The organism is Caulobacter sp. ErkDOM-C (assembly GCF_048541825.1).
In the GTDB taxonomy this organism is placed as follows: Bacteria; Pseudomonadota; Alphaproteobacteria; order Caulobacterales; family Caulobacteraceae; genus Caulobacter.
Window position 1 is genome coordinate 1,631,065 of record NZ_CP183332.1, and the last position, 17,743, is coordinate 1,648,807.

General features: G+C 68.7%; 13 protein-coding genes and 1 riboswitch. Of the genes, 2 read left to right on the plus strand and 11 right to left on the minus strand.

Going from position 1 to position 17,743, the window contains the following annotated elements:
* Nucleotides 1–32: 32 nt before the first annotated feature.
* Nucleotides 33–527, minus strand: a complete 495-nt coding sequence (locus tag ACN2C8_RS08015) for a hypothetical protein (protein WP_419255306.1) — start codon at nt 525–527, stop codon at nt 33–35.
* A gap of 129 nt (nt 528–656) precedes the next feature.
* The gene (locus tag ACN2C8_RS08020; protein ID WP_419255307.1) at nt 657–1,583 is read right to left on the minus strand and encodes a glycerophosphodiester phosphodiesterase family protein; all 927 of its coding nucleotides are present in this window, start codon (nt 1,581–1,583) and stop codon (nt 657–659) included.
* 159 nt (nt 1,584–1,742) lie between these two features.
* Nucleotides 1,743–1,931: riboswitch (cobalamin riboswitch) on the plus strand.
* A 138-nt stretch (nt 1,932–2,069) separates the two neighbouring features.
* Here ACN2C8_RS08020 and ACN2C8_RS08025 point away from each other — a divergent pair.
* Nucleotides 2,070–4,022: a TonB-dependent receptor plug domain-containing protein gene (locus tag ACN2C8_RS08025; RefSeq protein ID WP_419255308.1), complete on the plus strand. Its 1,953-nt coding sequence runs from the start codon at nt 2,070–2,072 to the stop codon at nt 4,020–4,022.
* Nucleotides 4,023–4,100: 78 nt separating this feature from the next.
* Complete coding sequence (locus ACN2C8_RS08030; protein ID WP_419255845.1) at nt 4,101–5,582, plus strand: cobyric acid synthase; 1,482 nt, start codon at nt 4,101–4,103, stop codon at nt 5,580–5,582.
* 57 nt (nt 5,583–5,639) lie between these two features.
* Here ACN2C8_RS08030 and ACN2C8_RS08035 read toward each other — a convergent pair whose 3' ends face one another.
* The 9 genes from ACN2C8_RS08035 to ACN2C8_RS08075 all read right to left on the minus strand — a co-directional run bounded on the left by ACN2C8_RS08035 (nt 5,640) and on the right by ACN2C8_RS08075 (nt 17,623).
* Complete coding sequence (locus ACN2C8_RS08035) at nt 5,640–6,806, minus strand: phosphatidylinositol-specific phospholipase C1-like protein (protein ID WP_419255309.1); 1,167 nt, start codon at nt 6,804–6,806, stop codon at nt 5,640–5,642.
* A 121-nt stretch (nt 6,807–6,927) separates the two neighbouring features.
* The gene (locus ACN2C8_RS08040; RefSeq protein WP_419255310.1) at nt 6,928–8,685 is read right to left on the minus strand and encodes a hypothetical protein; all 1,758 of its coding nucleotides are present in this window, start codon (nt 8,683–8,685) and stop codon (nt 6,928–6,930) included.
* Nucleotides 8,682–10,907 (minus strand): DUF4175 family protein, encoded by a 2,226-nt coding sequence (locus ACN2C8_RS08045; RefSeq protein ID WP_419255311.1) that lies wholly within the window; start codon nt 10,905–10,907, stop codon nt 8,682–8,684. The genes ACN2C8_RS08040 and ACN2C8_RS08045 overlap by 4 nt, the downstream gene beginning before the upstream one ends.
* A complete protein-coding gene (locus ACN2C8_RS08050; RefSeq protein WP_419255312.1) occupies nt 10,826–11,983 on the minus strand; it encodes a BatA domain-containing protein in 1,158 nt (385 codons plus the stop codon). Before ACN2C8_RS08050 ends, ACN2C8_RS08045 begins: the two co-directional genes overlap by 82 nt.
* Nucleotides 11,980–12,867 carry a DUF58 domain-containing protein gene (locus ACN2C8_RS08055; protein ID WP_419255313.1) on the minus strand — a complete coding sequence of 296 codons (888 nt, stop codon included), beginning with the start codon at nt 12,865–12,867 and terminating at the stop codon, nt 11,980–11,982. Before ACN2C8_RS08055 ends, ACN2C8_RS08050 begins: the two co-directional genes overlap by 4 nt.
* Nucleotides 12,868–12,876: 9 nt before the next feature.
* The gene (locus ACN2C8_RS08060; protein ID WP_419255314.1) at nt 12,877–13,878 is read right to left on the minus strand and encodes an AAA family ATPase; all 1,002 of its coding nucleotides are present in this window, start codon (nt 13,876–13,878) and stop codon (nt 12,877–12,879) included.
* Nucleotides 13,879–13,906: 28 nt separating this feature from the next.
* Nucleotides 13,907–14,626 (minus strand): DUF4159 domain-containing protein, encoded by a 720-nt coding sequence (locus ACN2C8_RS08065; RefSeq protein ID WP_419255315.1) that lies wholly within the window; start codon nt 14,624–14,626, stop codon nt 13,907–13,909.
* An 11-nt stretch (nt 14,627–14,637) separates the two neighbouring features.
* Nucleotides 14,638–15,969, minus strand: coding sequence for a TldD/PmbA family protein (locus ACN2C8_RS08070; protein WP_419255317.1), 1,332 nt, complete (start codon nt 15,967–15,969; stop codon nt 14,638–14,640).
* 22 nt (nt 15,970–15,991) lie between these two features.
* Entirely contained in the window at nt 15,992–17,623 is a 1,632-nt protein-coding gene (locus ACN2C8_RS08075) for a TldD/PmbA family protein (protein WP_419255319.1), read from the minus strand.
* Between the last annotated feature and the right edge of the window lie 120 nt (nt 17,624–17,743).

Here is a 17,743-nt window from a genome sequence, read left to right on the forward strand (position 1 = left end):
ATCACTGGACGTCGTCGCCCTTGAGCCCTGCGCTAGCGGTCGCCGAACTCGTCCTTGGCCAATCGAACGGCCAGCCGGTCGAACGCCTCATCGGCGTCGCTCCAGGTGCCATTGTACTGGGCCCAGCGAATATCGGTTTCGTACCAGCTATAGGCCACGGGGGTGCGGGCGCCCGAGGCGGCCCGGTATTCGCCGCTGACCCGGGCCCCGCCGACACCGAAGCTTTGGTAGGAAAGCCCCGGCTTGGCGCTCATTTCCCGCATGGTGGGGCGATTGGGCCTAGCGTCTTCGATGACGAGGTCCAGCTCGCCGCCGGCTGGATCCAGAGCGCCCGAGCGATCAAGTCTCTTCTCGACCGAGCGCTTGAGTTCGCGGGTCAGATAGTCGAACTCGCGCGCATCCAGGGTCTGGGTCTTCTTGGCCAGGTCGGGTCCGATCGAGACGCGAACTGTCGCGACCTGGGGCGCCGCGAGGGCCGGGCCAGCAATCGTCGCGCCCAAGGCCAGGATCGCAGTTAAGATTTTCATCGTCGGAACTCCGGATCTGATCCCCTTGCCGAAACTGTGCGGCCAACCGGACCAAAACGCCAGAGCCCGTTGAGCCCATCCCAAACGTTTGTTCGGATCTTTATGCGGGGCGGCCGTTGGGGGCGGGGATCAGTCAAGCTTGCAGGCCGCGGGGGCCCTAACCGCCTTCGCCAGCACCGCCTTGACGACCTTGGGCGTATCGGTGGCGATCACCGCGACTCCGGCCCTGGCCAGATCACCATACTCGTCGGGATTGCCGTCCGCCGCGTAGCGGTCGTCCGCGCGACGGTCCGGCGCGCCCAGGGTTCCAAACATCGGCTCTACGCCTTCCCTGCGAAGGTCCGCCCACAGCGTCGGGTTTTCGGCGCGGGTTCCCGTCCAGGCCAGGATACGATTGGCCTGCAGCCCGCCGCGCGTCAGGCTGGCCAGATGGTCCAGACCGGACACGGGCACGGAGATCATCATCTCGGGGGCCAGGGGCGCCAGGCGCAGGGCGTCCGCGTCGTTATAGACGATCAGCACCGCCCGGCCCTGGGCGCGCGCGGCGCGGGTCTCGGCGATCACCTGCCGGGTGAGGACGTCGCCGTCCGCGCCTGAACTCTTGAAGTCCAGCGTCACGATCGCACCGACCGCGCCGGCCGCATCCAGCGCCTCACGCAAGGTGGGCGGCGGTGTATCCGTGACCTTGCCGGCCCCGTCGAGCAGGCGCGCAGCACGCACCTGCGACAGGGTACTGTCAGCAACGCGGCCGCGGCCCGTGGTGGTGCGGTCCAACGTGGAGTCGTGCATCAGCACCAGGGCGCCGTCCCGCGTTCTGGTCACGTCGATCTCGAGGAGAGCAGGGCGGATAGCCGTCCCGGTGGCGCGAATGCCGGCCAGCGAGTTTTCCGGCGTGGTGTCGTCCAGCACCGCACGGTGGGCCGAAATCAGGACGCCCCTGTCGCGCGCGCAGTCGAAAAAGGCCGCCAGCGGAACCGCGTCCGGGGCGCCGGGCGGTGTCGCGCAGCCAGCCAGGATCGACATCGAAACCGTCAAGCCAAGAGCCAGGAAACGCATGCAATTCACTCCGGATTCGAGAGTCGATCAGATCAGCTCCTGTCTAGCAGACCGACCGCCAGTCTGCGCGGCGAACGCTCGACCTGACGACTATCGACACACATCGCGCCGATTCTGATCGCCGGGAGCGCTGCATTGACGGTGTGCAGCGCAACCTATAGGGCTGATTTTGCGTCAGGTTCCTCGCAAGAGGATGAATAGGGAACGGGGTTCAAAACCCCGGCTGCCCCCGCAACTGTAAGCGGCGAGCTTACGCGTCACATGCCACTGGGACCTCGGTCCTGGGAAGGCGACGCGCAAAGCCTAGACCCGTGAGCCAGGAGACCTGCCCGACGCAGTCGTTCATCGTCCGGCCGGGGTGCGCCGAACGAACGGGATTTCCCGCGAAACGACATTTCAGTCAGGCCGCGTCGCGGCCTCTCGTCGTGGGCGCTTCCTGGCGTTCGGGGCTTGAGGACGTGCGCGGGTCATTCAAAGGGAAAGACCATGATCCGAGCGCTTCTGTGCTCCAGCGCAATATCCACCCTCCTGATCTCCGGCGCCGCCATGGCCGAAGAGCAGAGGGCTCCGGAAACCGACGTCGCCGGCACCATCGGGGCCAGGGCCCTGTCGGGACTGGTGGTCACCGCCACCCGTTCGGTGCAACCCATCGAGAAGGTCGGCGCGTCCATCACCGTTCTGACGCCGGAAGCTATCAAGGCCAGCCAGGCCACGACGGCGGTCGAGCTTCTGGCCCAGACGCCCAGCGTCACCTTCGCCCGCAATGGCGGGCCGGGATCGGCGACCAGCCTCTATATCCGGGGCGCGGAGACCCAGCACACCGTCGTGCTGATCGACGGCGTCAAGCTGAACGATCCGTCCTCGACCCAGGGCGGCTACAATTCCGGCAATCTGCTGGTCGGCGATGTCTCGCGCATTGAGGTTCTGCGCGGCGCCCAGTCGACCCTGTGGGGCAGTCAGGCCATCGGCGGCGTGGTCAACATGGTCACCGCCGAACCGATCGAGGCGTTCGAGAGCAATGCCAGCGTCGAGGGCGGCGCGCGCGGCACCGGCTATATCCGGGCCGGGGCCGGCGGGGTCGCCGATCGTCTGACCTGGCGGCTGGCGGGCAGCTACTACACCACCGACGGGTTTTCTTCCTATGCGCCCGGCAAGGAGAAGGACGGCTATCAGAACACCGGCCTCTCGGGGCGCGTGCGTTTCGCCTTCAGCGACGCGGTCTCGGCCGAGGTCCGCTCGGTCTATTCGCGCGGCAAGAACGACTTCGACGGGTTCAACACCGACTCCGCCGAGTTTGGCCGGACCGAGGAACTGGTGATCTACACCGGCCTGAACTTCGCCCTGCTGGACGGGCGTTGGACCAATCGTATCGCCTACGGCTACACCGACACCGCTCGAGAGAACATCAATCCGGCGCGTGCCGCCGTTCCGCTGACCTTCGACTCTACCGGCCGGAACAAGCGCTGGGAGTATCAAGGCGCCTTCGCGGTCACCGATACCCTGACGGCTTCGTTCGGCGCTGAAAGCGAGCGGTCGCGGATGGAAACCCGCTCGCCGAGCCTGACAAAGCCCAATCCGGCCTTCCGCACCGGCCGCGTCGGCGTCGACAGCGTCTATGGCCAGCTTCAGGCCGAGATCGTTCCGGGTCTGACCCTGACGGGCGGTCTGCGTTACGAGGACCACGACACCTATGGCCGCCACACCCTGGGTCAGGTCTCGGCCGCCTGGGCGCTGAACGAGGGCAATACCGTGCTGCGGGCCAGCTTTGGCCAAGGCTTCCGGGCGCCAGGCCTGTACGAGCTCTATAGCGAATACGGCAATCTGGACCTGAGCCCCGAAGAGTTCGACAGCTGGGACGCCGGGGTCGAGCAGCGTCTTCTGGGCGGCAAGGCCAAGGTCTCGGCCACGCTGTTCGCCCGCGAGGCCGACAACGAGATCCGCTTCTTCTCGTGCTCGTTCGGTGCGACCGACGTCCCCTGCAACCCGGGCGGCGCCTTCCGGTGGGGCTATTACAAGAACATCCAGAAGACGCAGGCCAAGGGTCTGGAACTGATCGCCCAGTTCGAGGCGACCAACCGCCTGACCCTGGCCGGCAACTATGCCTATACGGAGTCCGAAAACGCCTCGGGCGCCAATGCGGGCCGGCAGTTGACCCGCCGTCCCAAGACCCTAGCCAATCTGTCGGCGACCTATCGCTGGCGGGTCGGTCTGAACACCACCATCGCCGCGCGTCATGTCGGCAAGACGTTCAACAACGAAGCCAACACCGTCGCCGTCGCCGGCTACACGCTGATCGATCTGCGAGCGTCCTATCCGATCAACGAGACGCTTGAAGTGTATGGGCGGGTCGAAAACGCGTTCGACAAGGACTATCAGACCATCCTGAACTATGGGGCGCCCGAACGCGGCGCCTTCATCGGCGTTCGCGCCAAGTTCTAGAGCCTAGCGTGGCGCGGCGGCGGTCCCCACAAGGGACAGTCGCCGCGTCCTCGTCGGACACTTTCTGGGAGAACAGACCTGGCCGCCTTGATGATTCAGGGGTGTGGATCCGATGTCGGCAAGTCCGTGCTTGTCGCGGGTCTGTGCCGGCTGTTCACCAATCGCGGCCTGAGCGTTCGGCCGTTCAAGCCGCAGAACATGTCCAACAATGCCGCCGTCACGGCGGACGGCGGCGAGATCGGCCGCGCCCAGGCGCTGCAGGCCATGGCCTGTCGCACGCCGCCGACCGTCGACATGAACCCGGTGCTGCTCAAGCCCCAGAGCGATGTCGGCGCCCAGCTGGTGGTGCTGGGCAAGATGGCGGGAACCTGGCAGGCGCGCGGCTATCAGGCGCAGAAGGGCGCGCTTCTCGACACCGTTCTTGAGAGCTTCCGTCGTCTTGAGGCGCAATGCGACCTGGTCATCGTCGAGGGCGCTGGCAGCCCGGCCGAGACCAATCTCCGCGCCGGCGACATCGCCAATATGGGCTTTGCACGCGCCGCGAACGTGCCGGTGGTTTTGGTCGGCGACATTGACCGAGGCCATGTCATCGCCGCCCTGGTGGGCGCGCACGCGGTGCTCGACGGGCCGGACTGCGCGATGATCAAGGGCTTCCTGATCAACAAGTTCAGAGGCGATCCCTCGCTGTTCGATGACGGGAGGACCGAGATCGTCAGGCGCACCGGCTGGGCCGATCTTGGCATGGCCCCCTGGCTCTCGTCCGCCCGGTCGCTGCCGGCTGAGGACGCTGTGGTCCTTGACCGGTCAAGGCCGGGCGCGGGGCGGCGTTTGAAGATCGTCGCGCCCATGCTGTCACGCATCGCCAATTTCGACGACTTCGACGCCCTCCACGTCGAGCCGGACGTTGATTTCAGCTTCATACCGCCCGGCCAGGCCCTGCCGGGCGACGCGGATCTGGTGATCCTGCCCGGCACCAAGGCGACCCTCGCGGACCTGGCGTTCCTGCGCGCCCAAGGCTGGGACATCGACCTTGCCGCCCATGTTCGGCGCGGGGGGAGGGTGCTGGGTGTCTGTGGCGGCTATCAGATGCTGGGACGGACCCTCAGCGATCCCGATGGCGTCGAAGGGCCGCCGGAGAATGTCCAGGGTCTGGGTTTCCTAGAGGTCGACACCGTCCTGACCGGCGACAAGGTGCTCGCTCCCGCCTCGGGCCGACTGGCTGGGGCAGGCGGACGCTTCGAGGGCTACGAGATGCATGTTGGGCGCACGAGCGGCTCAGAGCGCCCGATGCTGCTGATGGATAGCGGCGCCACAGATGGCGCAGTCTCTGCCGATGGACGGATCATGGGCTGCTACGTCCATGGCCTGTTCAACCAGGGCGCGGCGCGCCGTGCCTTTCTGGAAACGCTGGGCGTGGCGTCGGATGGATTGGACCAAGGCCTCCGCGTGCACGCCGCTCTGGACGAGATCGCCGACGCCCTGGAAAGAGCCTTCGACATAGAGGCCCTGTCGGCTATCGCCGGTCTGGTTGGCTGTCGCAGGCCGGGCGGTCGCCCGTAGCCTGGCCGCGCGCGGAGAGGGCGACCGGGCTAGAGGGTCGTCAGGTCTGGTCGCTGCTCATGGCCGAGATCCCCGCGCTGGCGCGCCCGGCAGGACCTCCAGCGCCAGGCCGTCGCAGCGCCCGGCCGCGCGTACGGGATTGCAGACGGCCACGTCGTCGTCCGGCAGCCGCACCGTATAGCCGCCGGCAAAGCGCGGGTCGGCCCAGATATAGTCGGTTGAGACATACTGCGCGCCGCTGCTCAGGGCGGCGATGCGCTGGCTGATGTCGTTGGCCCGCGCCGCCTGGGTGTCGGCGTCTGCGCGCGTGCGGACGATGAAGCCGGCCTTCACGGCGGCGGCAATGCGGTCCTTCTGGGCGATCGGATCGTTCAGAGTCAGATAGGCCGCCGCCGGCGAAGCCTCGTCGGTGTTGACGAACATAGCCCGGCCTTCCAGCGAACGACGGGCGGCGCGATAGAACGCCACCTTCTCGGGAGTTTCATCCAGGGCGAAGAAGACCTTGCCGCGCGACGCGCCCAGTTTGGGCCAGCCCTTGGCCAGCACGGCCTCGCGCAGGGTGGCGTGCTGGCCACGCACCCGGTCGGGGGTGATCAGATCGGCCTCGGCGAACACGGCGCGAACCTCGGCGTCCAGCGCGTCGAAGGCCTTTTCGTCAAAGGCCAGGGGCGTCACGCCACCGGGAAAGCTGGCGGGGCCGTCCTTGGCATTGATCAGAATCAGGATGGGGGCGTGGTCGGGGTGGGCCCTGGACCAGGCCTTCACCTGCGAGATGCAGGCCACGAAGGTCAGGCACGAGGAGCGAAAGTCGACATCCGGGATGTGCAGGACCTTGAAGCCCGGCTGGGCCAGCGCCGCTGCGAAGTCGGGCGACAGGGTCGCGCCGGTCCCCAGGGCGGTCAGGGGGCTCCCATAGCGCCCGCCTTGAGGATCAGCGACAACGTCGAGCTCCAGTTGGCGCGCCCCGGCGTCCAGCTGCTCGGCCAGCGGTCGGTGCGCATAGTCGATGCCCAGGGCCGCCGGGCCGCGCGCAGCGACCATGGCGGCCAGCTCGTCGGCCGGGATCGCCAGCTTGTAGCTGTTGTGGGTGCCCACAGCGCTCAGGTCGTTCATCCTCAGTTCGGTGTCCAGCCGCGATCGCGCGCAGGCCAGGTCGTCCTTGGGACAGGGGGGCAGGGCGGAGGATGCTAGGCCTAGAAACAGCGCGACGGCGAGATTGAGCATAGGGCCTCCAACGGTTCAGCTTCGACTAGCGGGGCTGGATGACGCTTTGACGTCAATCGCTGCGAGCTTGCGTCGCCATGAACGCCTCATCTAATTGAGCGCGCGTGATCACGAAACGCCTCTACCGCCCGGCAAGCCGCCGACCCGGCGCCGATCGTCGCTCCAGCCACCACAGTAAACCCAGCACGGCGAGCAAGCTCGCGGCCCAAGGCCAGGGCGATCCGGGAGCAGCGACGAGCGCGTCCGCTCCGCGCCCGGAAGCGGCTTCCACCAGAGCCAGCGTCGCCTGCCGGTTTGCGCTGTGCGCCAGAGACGGGGCCGCATCGGCGGGGTGGACGTACACAGCCGTCTCGACCTCGCCATCCACAATTTTGTGCCATCCAGACCGGTGGGGCCAGTAGGCGGCGCAGGCTGCGGGTCCGGTCGCCGGATCGAGGCGCGGCCGGCTTTCGACGCCCTCAGGGTCGATGACGCGAACCTGCTGGGTGACCGCGCACAGCGCCGCGCGCTCACCCGGCCTTGCGATCGCGTCCAGGCGCACGACCGCAGGCTCGCCCGGTCGAGCCAGGGTCGAAAAGAGTTCGCTCCAAAGTTCGCCATAACGGTCGCCTTGGCCGCTCAGGGTCAGAGCATAGCTGTCGGCCACGATCCACAGGCCCACCCGGCCCTGGCCGCGCGGACGCCAGGCGGCGAGGGCTATGCCGGCCGCATCCCGGATCATCGGCACGGCGTCTCGCCCGGTCTGGACCAGGCCAAGCCGGTTGAGCTCGAGCGCGGCGGGCAGGGCCGATCCGCCGAGACGGAAGGCTCGCGCATCGTCGCCACCAACGTTTGCCAGGCCCAGCCCGGTCCATTCGCGTCGGGTGGTGTCGGAGAGCTGTCCCGTGGGTCTCAGCAGCAGACCAAGACCATCCCGGGCCGCGCCCCCGAGGGCGGCCCGCTCCCCGATCGACAGGGTCTCCCAGAGGCGATCATCGACGACGACGAGATCGACCTCGGCCAGGGTCGCTCGCGTCAGCGGCGTCGGTGCATCGCCCAGGCGCACGCCGCCGCCGACATCGATCTCGACGCTCAGCGCGATGCCGGCGTCCTGGGCCCAGCGGCGGAGATACTTTGTTTCGGGGCTGGGGGCGCCCGCCAGGACGACGACGCGAGGCTGTCGCTGCGCTCGCGAATGGACCGGGATCTCGATGTGCTCGAGCAGCCGGCCCGCCGTGTCCTTCAGGCGCAGATCAAACAGCGCCAGCCCTGAAGCCCGCGACGAAGCCGACAGCTTAAAGCGCTGACCGGCCTTCACCTCGGCGCGATCGACCACTGCGCCAGCCGGGTCGAGCAGTTCGACCACGCCTGACGTCAGTGCGCCGATCTGGCCAGCCACGCTGAAGCGCGCCCCTGGGGCGACCGGGCCGGGCAAGGTCAGGTCGACAAGGCCGCTCGGCGCCCGCGCGGGGATGAACTCCGCCGGCCGGTCCAGAGGGATCTGGTCGCGGGGTGTCAGGCCTTCGCCCTCGATGCGCAGCCGTCCGACCTGCGGATAGAGGCGCAGGGCCGTGCCGAGATCGGGAACGCGGATGGCGCCGGGCGCCGCGCCGGCCTCCGGCAGGGCGACAACCACGTCACCGGCAGCGCGCAACGTCGGCGGCGCCCCGCGCGTGGCGATCACCAGGCGTCCGGGGGATGTCCCCACCGAAGGGGGGAAGAGCGTCAGGTGCAGAAAGACGCCTCCGAGGATTTGCAGACCGACCAGTGTGGCGAAGCGCCATGCAGGACCGCGCGTCGCCGCCGCCGCCTCCCGACGCCGAAGCGCCAGCCGGACAACGCCGCCGCCGACGGCCACGGCGATCAGGGCCGCCGTCCAGATCTGGAGATCGCCGATCATCGCAGGGCGTCCAGATAACGGCGGCCGCGGGCGTCAGCCGGGGCGCGACGCAGGACGCCGGCCGGCGGTCGCTCCAGCGCCGTCCAGAGCAGCGCGCGCAGCTTCTGACGGCAGTCAAGGCAGCCGGGCTCATTGCGAACGGTGTCGATCTGGGCCGAGAGGGCCAGGGGATCGGCCAGGCGTTTCTGGTTGGCCGTCACCCAGCGCGCCAGGGCGTCCAGGCGCAGGGGCGCGGCGGGCTGGGTCTCGCCCAGCGTGCGCCAGGCCTCGACAGCCGGCGTGTCGGCGGGATCGCGCGTCGTCGGAACAAGTCGGCCCGAAACAATGCCGTCGCGTTTGCCCGTAAGGCGGCGGGACAGATCGACCGGCGGCATCTTCGACGGCGCGCGCGCCAGGAAGATGCGCGTGGCCTGTTGAGCGTTCTTCAGCAGGTCCAGTGCCCGATGGGCGTGAGGCAGGGCGTCCCGGGGCTTGCCCTGACGCAGGGCGCGTTCGGAGTCCCACATGGCGTCCAGCGCCTGGGCCAGGGTCGAGCGTGTTCCCGGATCGAACAGGGTGGCGGCGTCGCCGGTGTCGTGCGCATGGCCGAACTGGGCGACCACATCGCCCATCTCGCCGAAGGTTCCAGGCTCGGCGCCATGATCGTGCCCGTCGTCGGGACTATGTTCTTCCACGGGCTCGGGCTTGGCGGGCGCCGATGCGGGGCCGTCGTTCGTCGGCAGGTCCAGCGCGGGCGCGTCATTGGTCGGGATGGACAGTCCGCCACCGCCGCCCTCGACCTCCTCGCCCATGAACTGACCGTAGCGCAGGCGAAGCTGGGCCTGGTCGGCGCCCAGCCCGTTGGACCGGTCGAGGAAGGTGTCCGGGGAGATCCGGCTGCGCTGGGCGATCAAGGCCTCGGCGTCGATGATGATCTGGCGTTGGCTGCGGAAATAGACCGGCAGGATCTGGCGGGCCATGCCTTCGAGCCCGTCGGCCAGGCCCATGGCGGCCGGCCAGCGCAGGATGATGCTGGGACCTTCGACCATCTGGGGCGCGGGCGCGCGATTGTCGCTGACGACCAGCTGAACGATCATGTCGCCGCCGGGCTCGAGGCCTTCGCGCGTCAGGTCGAGGTCGGCGGCGAAACGCTTGAGCCGCGCGTCGCCCCGGCCGCTCAGGGGCAGGGTCCGCTCGGTCGTGGTGATGTTTTCGCCCTCGCCCTTGGTTATCGTGACGCGCAGCTGGGCGGCGGCCGCCACACCATAGTCGTCACGGACCTCGAACACGGGCGCCCAGCGCGTTTGGCCTGGGGCGGTGAGTGTCAGGGCGCTGTCTGGCGTCAGGACACGCACCACCGGCGCGGCGTCAGGGATCATCTCCACCCGATGCAGGCGCTGGCGGGGCAGACCTGGGGCCTCGATTCGATACAGCGCCGACCGCGCGAAGACCCGGTCGCCCAGCCAGCGCCCGCCTTGTCGACGAAGGGACAGGGGCGGCTCGCCCGGGAAGCTCAGGGTCGCGGCGCCGGGACTGGGAACGAGGTTCACGGCCCACTCAATGCGCGAACTGGCGGGCGCGCGCACGTCGAGGCTGCTCTGCTCGAACGGGCGCTGGCCGGTATAGGCAGGCGGCGTGACGCGCAGCCGCGCGCCGGCGATCCGGGGCGCGCTGAGGGGCGAGGCCGATCGAACGCCGCCGACACCGCCGGCTGCGTCGTGCGGGGATGGCCAGAGCGTGACGGCCAGGATCGCGACGGCGCTGAGGCCGGCGGTCCAGGCGATCCAGCGGCGCGACCAGTCGGGGCGCAGGTCGAGCGCAGCGGCTTCGGTCAGCCGAGCTTGCAGCCGCGCCTGCTGCAGGGCCGCCAGGCCCTCCAGGCTGCCCGGCGCGCGGAGCAGGAGATCGCTGCTGTCCTCAAGGTCGGGCGCGCGGGCGTCCAAGGCGGCGGTCAGCCAGGCAGGGTCGAAGCGGCGGGTTCGCTTCCAGGCCGTCCAGCCCAGCGCCAGGGCCCCGAGGGTCATCGCGGCCAACGCCGCCCCGAGGCCGACCAGCCGCCAGGTCGCGGCGCCGAGGGCCAGAACGATCGGCAGTCCGACGGCGATCGTGTCGAGCAGGCTCCGCTGGCGGGCGGCCCGCAGGTGGTGGGAGAGCGCGGCGATCATGCGGCGACCGGCCGTCGCCGCCGGGTGGCCAGCCAGCGCTCGACCGCGAAGAGCGCGGCGATAGCCACGGCCAGCCATGGACGCAGGTCTACGGGATGGGGGTTGTAGGACGGGGCGCCGGGCGTCGCCCGCACCGTGGGCCCATAGTCGGCCGAGGCGACGCGAGCGGGCGCCGGCGGCGGGGCTAGCAGCGACCACAGGGTCGCCGGAAAGTCGGCCTCGACCAGGGCCGGCATGGCCCTGGGTTCCAGCGGGCGGGTCAGGCGCAGGACGCGCCCTTTGCCGAAGCGGCCTACGCTGGCCAGCGGGTCGCCGGTCGCGTCGCGCCATGTCACCCGCTGCGCGCCCTCGACAGGGGATGGCGCGTCATGGGCCAGCAGCGCCACGCCGCCGGCCTCGATCCAGTCCAGAAGGGCCGATGGCATCGGCGCGCTGGACAGCCAGACGAGATACCGGGCGCTGCGGGGCAGGGGACGATCGACAGGGCCCGCGTCGAAGGCGGGCGGCTTGCCGGGCTCGGCGAAGGCTGTCGCCGCCGCGCGGAAGTAGCGAACAGCGTCCTCGCCGTCCCGGGAATAGCGAACGATCAGTGCAGGCGGGGCTCGCGCCGCGACCGGCGCGGGCTGGCGCGACGAGGCGGTGACCCGCCAGTCCACCGGGCGGGACAGATAGAGGCGCTGAGCGTCGACACCCGTCAGCTCCGGTGGCACGACCACGGCGATCGGCGTCCTGGCGGGTGTCTCGGCGTCGAGCTGGCGGATGAGGCTGGCCAGGTTCGTCGGCAAGGCCGGCGCGGGGCGGTCGAGGCCGGGAAAGCCGGGCGCGAGCCAGACCCGCCGCTCATCCCCGTCAGGGACGTCCGCGATGTTGACCGCTGGCGAGACGGCGACCACCGCTCGGCCATCGCCCGGGGGCCGCGCCACGGGCTGGGCCAGGAGCAGGGCGATGGCGAGGATCAGGGCGATCCGCACCGCCAGCAGCAGTCGCTCATCCAGCCGGAGGCGTCGCACCGGCCTTGGGTTTGGGTTGAGCCAGCGCAGGGCCGAAAAGTCGATGGTCTGGGTCTCGGTCCGCCGCGCGATATGGATCGCCAGAGGAACCGCGATCGCAATCAGGGCGCCCAGCGCGGCCGGCAGGAGCAGGGTCGGCGTCATCGCTGGGGCGCCGGCTGGGACAGCTTCTGGATGGGCTGGTCCGGATCCTGGTCGGTGAAGTGCTCGACATAGCGGACACCCCGGCCTTCGAGCCGCGCGCGCAGGTCGGCGCGGGCCTTGGTGAAGCGGGCCAGGAAGTCCTGACGCAGGGCCCGACCGTCGCCGGCCAGCTCGGCGTCGCCTTCAGGATCGCGGAAGCGAAGACTGCGGTCGAACGGGAAGTCGCGCTCGTCGGCGGTCAGCAGCTGGATGAACGACACGTCGCGACCGGATGCGGCGAGACGCTCGGCGGCCGTGACGCAAGCCTCGTCGAAGCCGTCGGTGACGAACAGGGCCATGTCGCCGGGCGCGATGCGCTCGCCCAGGGTTTGCACGTCCCGCTCCCAGGCCGGAACACCGCCGGGGCGGAGCGGACCGAGCGCCAGCCGGATGCGATCGCGATGCCGTTTGTCGCTGGACGGCGGCAGGACCAGCGCCCCTTGCGCCTGGGCGACGATGACGCCGAACCGGTCGCCTTGCTGCAGGGCGATCTCGATCAGGGCGGCGGTCAGGCGGCGGGCGGCGTCGAAGCGCGACCAGTCGGGGCGGGCGACATCGGCCTGACCCATCGAGGCGCTGGCGTCGAGGACGATCCAGATCGCCACCGGGCTCTCGCGCTCGGCCTCACGCACGAAGAAGCGGTCCGACCGTGAATAGAGCTTCCAGTCGACGCGGCGCAGATCGTCGCCGCGCTCATAGGCGCGGTACTGGGCGAACTCCATTGCGCCGCCGCGGTTGCGGCTGGCGTGCATGCCATCGCCGACCAGCATCGCGGCCGCGCGGGGCGCCAGCGACAGGCGTCGCAAGCGGCTGCGCAGGTCGGGAGGGAGGTCGAACGGAGACATGCGCCGCGATCAGTCCCGCGTCGGCGCCGGAAGGGCGGCCAGCAGGGCGGCGACGACGTCGTCGGTGGTCTTGCGCTCGGCCTCGGCCGCGAAAGACAGCAGGATGCGGTGGCGCATGACCGGCGCCGCCAGGGCGATGACGTCGGCCCGAGTGGCCGCCAGCCGTCCGTGCAGCAGGGCACGGGCCTTGGCGGCCAGCACCAGGGCCTGGCCGGCCCGCGGGCCGGCGCCCCAGCGGACGTAGGTCTGGACGGCGGCGGGTACGTCGGGGCCGGGACGACTGGCGCGGACAAGGGATGTGATCCAGGTCAGCAGGCCTTCGCCGACATGCACCTGGCGCACCCATTTCTGCAGCTCGACGATGTCGGGTCCGGTCATCACCGGGGCGGGCGCGGCGATGGCGCCGCCGGTCGTCAGGGCCAGGATCGCCCGCTCCTCCTCGGCCGTGGGATAGCCGACCCGGATGTTGAGCAGGAAGCGGTCAAGCTGGGCCTCGGGCAGGGGATAGGTGCCGGCCTGTTCGAGCGGGTTCTGGGTGGCGAGTACGAAGAACGGCTCGGACAATGCATGCGTGACACCCGCATAGCTGACCGTGTGCTCCTGCATGGCCTCCAGCAGGGCCGCCTGGGTCTTGGGCGGGGTGCGGTTCAGTTCGTCGGCCAGCAGCAGGTTGGTGAAGACCGGGCCCGGCTGGAAGCGGAAGCTGCGATGGCCGGTGCCGTGATCCTCTTCCAGCACCTCGGTGCCGAGGATGTCGCTGGGCATCAGGTCGGGGGTGAACTGGACGCGGCGGAACTCGAGCGACAGCGCCTGGCCCAGGGTGCGAACCAGCAGCGTCTTGCCCAGGCCCGGCACGCCCTCGATCAGGCAGTGGCCGCCGGCCAGCAGGCCGATCAGCAGCTGCTCGACCACTTCGTCCTGGCCGAAGATGGCCTGGCCGATCGCCGCGCGCAGCTGGCCCAGGCGCTCGAGCTTGAGCGCGATATCGGCTTCGGTGGGGGTCTGGGTCATCGCGGTTCCGAGCAGGCGAGAGGCAGGATCAGGCGGTCAGGGCGTAGAGCACGATATTGACCGCGAACTTGGTGTTGTCTTCAGCCAGGAAGCGCTTGTTGCGCCAGTCGTAATCCCACTCGCAACCGTAATCCTTGTTGCTGTAGAGCAGGCCCAGGCGCCCGCCGATCTCGATGCCCTTGAGGTAGTCATGCACGAGATCGTCGCCCCAGCCGTTCAGCTCGAAGCTGGTGGCGGGCGGGCCGTCGAACTTGAAGAAGTTGCGATAGATGGCGTGGTCGTTGGGCAGCTTGCGCAGGGCCTCGGCGCCGAACAGCTTTGTCATCTGGCGTTCGAACGATCGCGCGAACAGGCCGTCGATATCGTGGTTGCAGTCATCGACGAACACGAAGCCGCCGTTGCGCACATAGCGTTCGAAATTGGCGGCCTCGGCGGGGCTGAACTCCACCAGCTTGTGGCCGGCCAGATAGCAGAACGGCGCGGTCAGCATCGCCGGATCCGACAGTCGCACCACGCGCTCCTGCGGATCGACACGCAGGTTAGTGTAGTCGATCAGCGAGGTCAGGATATTTGACGGCATCCGCTGGTCGACGTCCCAGTCGCCGGAGTCGTAGCGCAGCCGCGTGAACCAGAAGTCGTACACGGGCGCCGATCGGGCGGCGGACGGGAGACTGGCAAGCCAGCCCCCCAATGCGCCGCCCGTCAGCAGGCGCAGGCACTCAGAACGCGTTACGCGGTTACCGGCCATGCGTTATCCGGTCAGACGGCGTCCGACAGCGAGGTGAAGGTGAAGTCACGCACGCGCATCGGAGGGATCATGTACTGCATCTGACCGCCCTCGCTGACCCGAACCGGCCGGCCCAGGTCATCGATGTTGTTGAGCATGATCACCGGCGACTCGTTGAAGCGGAAGTTCTTCACCGGATACTTCAACTGGCCGTTCTCGATGTAGAAGGTGCCGTCGCGGGTCAGGCCGGTCAGCAGCACCGTCTGGGGATCGACCATGCGGATGTACCAGGTGCGGGTCACCAGGATGCCGCGCTCGGTCTCGCGCACCAGGTCGGCGGTCGACTTGGTTCCGCCCGACATGATGATGTTGCCTGGCCGGCCCACCACCTTCTTGCCCTGCTTCTGGGCCCAATAGGGCGAGTAGAGCAGGTTGGCGATCTTGCCGTTCTCGACCAGCGGCATGCGCTCGCGGGCCCGGCCCTGGGCGTCCCACGGCAGCACCGCCAGCTCGGGGTGCCAGGGGTCGGCCGTGAAGGTGACGCGCGGATCATAGACCTGCTCGCCCAGCTTGTTGCCGCCGCCCTTTTTGGACAGGAAGCTGCGGCCCTCGTCGGCCTGGCGGGCGTCGAAGAAGTTGAGCATGAACGAGATCAGGCCCGAGGCGGCGGCCGGCTCCAGGATAACCGTGTACTTGCCGGGCTCCAGCGACTGGGCCTCGGCCGAGGCGCTGGCCTTGCGCATCGCGATCTCGATGTCGCTGGCTGGCTTGAAGCTGGTGGAGTCCTGCAGGTTGCGGCTGACCCAGCCCGACCCCCGGCCATCGGCTGTGCGCACGGTGCAGGTATAGTCGACCTCGGTTGCGCGCTGATAGCCGAATGCGCCCTTGCTGTTGGCGAAGGCGACGAAGCTCTGCTCGTCATTGAGGAAGCCGGCGGCGATCAGGTTCTGGGCGCGGCAGGGGGCGATCGAGGCCCGGGCGATCTCGGCCCGCTGATCGGGCGTGATCGCGGCGGTCGCGGCGCTGAAGGTCGCGCTGGGTTTGTAGGTCTGGGCCTCGACGGCCGTGACGAACTCCGGATTCTCCGGCGCCAGCTTGGCCAGTTCCTCGGCGCGCTTGACCACGCGGGCCAGGGCGGCGTCCGAGAACTCGTTGATCGACGCCGACCCGACGCGCTTGCCGAACGCCACCTGGACCGACAGATCGGTATTGCTGACCACGCCGCTGGTCGAGACGTTGTTGAGGGCGAAACGAATATTGCCTTCGACCGATCCGGTCAGCTGGGCGGTGCACTCGTCTGCCGTCGACAGCTTGATGACTTTGTCGAGGATCGTCTTGGCCTCGGCCTCTGTCATGATGCTCATTGGACTGTCTCCCTCGACCCGATCAACCGAGCGAGCGCGCGGTGTTGATGACATTGATGTCGTCGAACCGGGTGGTCGACGAACCGTGGCTCACGGCCGAAACCTGGCTGGGCTGGCCTTTCCCATCAAAGAAGGAGCCAAACAGGCGGTAGTCGCGCTCGTCGCAGATCGCCGTACAGGCGTTCCAGAACTCGGGCGTGCGCATCTGATAGGCCACGTCCTCGAGGGGCTGGGTGATCTTGCCGTCCTTGATCTCGTAGAACAGCGTGCCGCCGAACTGGGCGTTGTAGCGTTGCTGATCGATTGAGAACGAGCCGCGACCCAGGATGTAGATCCCGTCCTCGACGCCCGAGATCATGTCGTCCAGGCTCATCTTCTTCTTGCCCGGCTGCAGCGAGACATTGGGCATGCGCTGGAACTGCACCGTCGACCAGGAGTCGGCATAGGAGCAGCCGTCGGACTCGGTCTTGCCCAGCATGTGGGCCTGGTCGCGGGTGGCCTGATAGTCGACCAGCTTGCCGTCCTGGATCAGCGGCCAGCTTTTGGTGCCGACGCCTTCGTCGTCATAGCCGACCGCGCCCAGGCTACCGGGCTGCAGCTTGTCGGCCGTGAGGTTGACGATCTCGCTGCCGTACTGGAAGCGCGCCTCGCGCTTGTCCAGCGTGGCGAAGCTGGTCCCGGCATAGTTGGCCTCGTAGCCCAGCACGCGGTCGAGCTCGAGCGGGTGGCCGACCGACTCGTGGATGGTCAGGCCCAGATGGTTGGGGTCAAGCACCAGATCGTAGCGGCCCGGCTTGACCGACTTGGCCGTCAGCTTCTCGCGCGCCTGGACGGCGGCGGCCTTGGCGTCCTCGACCATGTCATAGGACTTGCCGTAGCTGATGATGCCGTTGGGCGCGAGGCTCTTGTCCTCGGCCTTGTGGTCCAGATACTCGTAGCCCAGGCCCATCGGCGCGGAGAGACCCTCGCGCGAGCGGAACTTGCCGCTGGCCTTGTCGATGGCGGTCACCGTGAAGGGCGCCCAGATGCGGTGGACGTCCTGGTCGATGTACGAGCCGTCGGTGCTGGCGAAGTATTTCTGCTCGTTGATCAGGAACAGGCTGGAATTGACGAAACTGGCCCCGGCCGTCAGCGCCGCGCCGTTGACGCGCATCAGAAGGTCAACCTTCTCCTGCAGCGAGACCTCCATGCCGTTGCGGCGGATGGGCGTGGCCCATTTCACCTCGCCGACGCCCTTGGTCGGAGCCAGGCGGACGGGCGCGGTCTGGCTTTTGGCGTTGGCCTTGGCGATCATTGTGGCCAGGCGGGCGGTCTGGGCGACCGATTCCGCCGAAATGTTGTTGGTGGCCGCAAAGCCCCAGGCGCCGTCGGCGATTACGCGCACGCCCACGCCGCTCGATTCGGTATTGGTCACCGCCTGGACGTTGGCCTCGCGGGTGACGATGAACTGGCGCAGGTAGCGACCGACGCGCACGTCGCAATAGCTGGCCCCGGCGGCGGTCGCGGCGCTCATGGCCGCGTCGGCCAGGCGCTTCTTGACCGCCACGTCGAGGGTTTCCACCAGCTGTTGCGCGGCGATGGCCTGGCCGAAGCCGGGCATGAGGATGCCGCCGGCGCCGATCCCACAGGCAGCAAGAAACTGACGTCTATCCAAGTGTCTTCTCCCCAGTGGCCCACGATCCGGGGCGCCTGCGCCGCTTTCCAGTCGAGATGGAATCTGGCGCTTGAGACGTTCTGTGCCGAGCCGTGGCGGAGGTCAATTCTTTCCCGAAGC